General features: G+C 67.9%; 1 protein-coding gene. It reads left to right on the top strand.

The features are described from left to right. On the top strand, positions 1-1,849 hold a 1,849-nt coding region (locus AC5Y7E_RS24160; protein ID WP_499950934.1), incomplete at both ends, for a non-ribosomal peptide synthetase.

Here is a 1,849-nt window from a genome sequence, read left to right as displayed (position 1 = left end):
CGTCTTCGATGCAGCCACCATCGAGGTTTTGGTAGCGCGGTTGCAACGGCTTCTCACAACCATGACCACCCAACCCGACCAACCCCTCGCCGACATCGACCTACTCGACGAATCCGAACACACCCACCTCGACACCCTGAGCAACCGCGCCACCTTGATAACGACCACTGGTCCAGCGGACTCGATTCCGGCGCTGTTCACCGCCCAGGTCGCGCGCACTGCCGACGCGGTGGCGATCCGCGACGCAAACCTGTCACTGACCTACCGCGAGCTCGAGGACACCGCGAACCAACTGGCCCACCTCCTGGCCGCCCACGGCGCAGCCCCCGGACACTGCATCGCACTGCTACTGCCCCGCAGCGCCGAAGCGATCACCGCCATCCTGGCCGTCCTCAAAACCGGCGCCGCCTACCTGCCCATCGACCCGGCGTTGCCAGAAGCACGTGTCGGGTTCATGCTCGACGACGCCGCACCCATCGCCGCGGTCAGCACCGCGCAACTGCGTGCCCGGCTCGAGGGCTTCGGCGGGGCGGTCATCGAGGTCGAGGACCCCCACATCCACACCTATCCCCACACCGGTTTGCCGGCGCCGGCCGCCGATGACATCGCCCACATCATCTACACATCGGGCACTACCGGGGTGCCCAAGGGTGTAGCGGTCACCCACCACAACGTCACTCAGCTGATGCGGGCGCTGGATGCAGGCATGTCGGCGCCGGGGCCGGCAAAGGTGTCGACGCAGTGGCATTCGTATGCCTTCGACGCGTCCGTCCGGGAGATCTGGGGGGCGCTGCTGCACGGCGGACGCCTGGTGGTGGTGCCCGACGAGGTCACCCGCTCCCCGCAAGACTTCCACGCCCTCCTCGTTGCCGAACACGTCAACGTCTTAAGCCAAACCCCCTCAGCGATGGATGTGTTGTCCCCGCAAGGGTTGGAGTCGGCGGCGTTGGTGGTTGGCGGCGAGCCGTGCCCTGCCTCGCTGGTGGATCGGTGGGCGCCGGGCCGGGTGATGGTCAACGCCTATGGGCCGACAGAGACCACGGTGGACGTGTCAATCAGTGCGCCGCTGGTGGCGGGGTCGGGGGCGCCGCCGATCGGTTCGCCGGTGGCTGGGGCGGCGTTGTTCGTCCTCGATGGGTGGTTGCGCCCGGTGCCGGTGGGGGTGATCGGTGAGTTGTATGTGGCCGGCGCCGGGGTGGGGGTCGGTTATGTGGGCCGGGCGGGGTTGACCGGGTCGCGGTTTGTGGCGTGTCCCTTCGGAGCGCCGGGGCAGCGGATGTATCGGACCGGGGATCTGGTGTGTTGGCGCGCTGATGGGCAGCTGGACTACCTGGGCCGCGCGGATGAGCAGGTCAAGATCCGCGGCTACCGCATCGAACTCGGCGAAATCCAGGCCGCCCTGACCACCCTGGCCGGGGTGGAGCAGGCGGTGGTGATCGCCCGCGAAGACCAACCCGGGATCAAACGCCTGATCGGCTACATCACCGGCACCGCCGACCCCGCGACCCTGCGTAGCGCACTGGCCGAGCGGTTGCCGGATTACATGATCCCCGCCGCGGTGGTGGGGCTCGAAGCGTTGCCGTTGACCGCTAACGGCAAGCTCGACATCCGCGCGTTGCCCGCCCCGGATTACACCGGGCACTATCGCGCTCCGGCCACGGCCACCGAGGAGATCTTGGCCGGGATTTACGCCGAAGTGCTCGGTGTGGAGCGGGTCGGGGTGGATGACTCGTTCTTCGAGCTGGGCGGGGATTCGCTGTCGGCGATGCGTTTGATCGCCGCGATCAACAAAGGCCTGGACACCGGTCTTTCCGTGCGGGCGGTGTTCGAGGCGCCCGCCGTTGCCCAA

This window comes from Mycobacterium sp. NGS17, from assembly GCF_059813205.1.
Note: the sequence above shows the minus strand (reverse complement) of the source record. Positions and strands in the feature narration are given on the sequence as shown.